This window comes from Caballeronia mineralivorans PML1(12) (assembly GCF_001028175.1).
In the GTDB taxonomy this organism is placed as follows: Bacteria; Pseudomonadota; Gammaproteobacteria; order Burkholderiales; family Burkholderiaceae; genus Caballeronia; species Caballeronia mineralivorans.
In genome coordinates this window covers 1-1,370 of record NZ_AEJF01000040.1, presented here as the reverse complement: position 1 = coordinate 1,370, position 1,370 = coordinate 1, and the positions used below count along the sequence as shown (strand labels likewise).

1 protein-coding gene and 1 pseudogene are annotated in these 1,370 nt (G+C 59.6%); both read right to left on the bottom strand.

The window, feature by feature from the left end; all coding sequences use genetic code 11:
* Positions 1-156: pseudogene (locus EOS_RS46100) on the bottom strand (alcohol dehydrogenase catalytic domain-containing protein); the annotation flags it as partial.
* Between the two features lie 166 nt (positions 157-322).
* Positions 323-1,324 carry a sugar ABC transporter substrate-binding protein gene (locus tag EOS_RS04665; protein ID WP_047845429.1) on the bottom strand — a complete coding sequence of 334 codons (1,002 nt, stop codon included), beginning with the start codon at positions 1,322-1,324 and terminating at the stop codon, positions 323-325.
* Between the last annotated feature and the right edge of the window lie 46 nt (positions 1,325-1,370).

The window sequence follows — 1,370 nt, the reverse complement described above, 5'->3', positions numbered from 1 at the left end:
TGGGTCCGCGCCCGACAGCGTGTAGTAGTCGGTGTGGCAAATGCCAGTCGCCTTCACTTCGATCAGCACTTCACCGGCGCGCGGCCCTTCGAGGTCGACTTCCTCGATCGTCAACGGTGCCCCGGCTTTCCATGCGATTGCTGCCTTTGTTTTCATCGTGCTTGCCCTCTGCTAGAGCGTTTGTTATTCGGATACTGTGCTGGCCGGCGTTCGCACATCAGGCTCCACGTCGTTGACTCCTTGCGCCTCGGCGACCAGCAGCGACCGCAGCTTCGTATCGAGATCGGCGAGCAACCCCGGCTCCACAAGCTCCCCTTCGAGATTACCGGTACTGGCCTGCGAGCGCCGATACCTGCCCAATGTTCTGCGGCGTGATGAAACCCGGTCCGGAACTGATGTTGCGCGCCTCGTAGACCGGTTTCAGCCCATAGTCCTGCAGACGCTTGGCGAACTTGGGGTCCTTCTCCAGCTCGGAGCGGGCCTGTACGACGTCCGTATTGCGATTCTTGTGCATGATCGCCAGCATGGCGACGGGGATATAACCTTGCAGGTAGGGCTGTTGATCAGTGCAAAACTTGATGGTGCCATCCTTGATCGCCTTGGCAACGTCGGCATCGATGTCAAAGGTCGCGAACCAGATCTTGCCGGCGAGTCCCATCTTCGTGACCGCGCGAATGGTGGGATCGGCGGAAGTCGGCCCGAGCGTCAGGACGGCCTGAGTGTTCGGGTGAGTACGCAGAAAGGCGCTGACCTTCGCTTCGATGTCGGTAGGATCCGTGCCTGCATCGAGCACGGATGCCTTCGTATCCGCACCGATAGCCTCGGCGAATCCGCGGCAACGCTCAAACGATAGTGGATTGGTCGCGTAGTGGTTCACGCAGACAAACGTCTTGATGCCGTCGGCCTTGGCGCGCAGTCCGGCTTCCTTGCCTGCCAGGTACTCGGGCTGCCCCACGTGCAGCAATGCACCGAGCTCCGCGCTTTGTTTTTCCGTACCGGTATTGGCGGTGATGAACGGGATGTTCTTCGATTTCAGCCGTGAGACCGAGCCCTTGAGCAGGTCGAAGTCTGCGATGGTTGTGACGACACCGTCATAGTTACGCGCTGCCGCCTGATCCACCAACCGGACCATGTCGACAATATCGCCGTTGGGCGGATTGCGGTAGTCGGTCGTGACATTGAAATCCGCGTCAGCCTGCTTGATGCCGTTCTTGACCGTGTTCCACCACGCATCCGAGTCCGGCGCGTGAGTGATGAAATCAAAATGAGCCACAGGCTCTGCGGTCGCGGTAGGGACGGTGGTTACCCACCGCCCCCCGCACAGATCCGTACGTGCAGAACTACCGCATCAAATGTGATCGAGCACATTT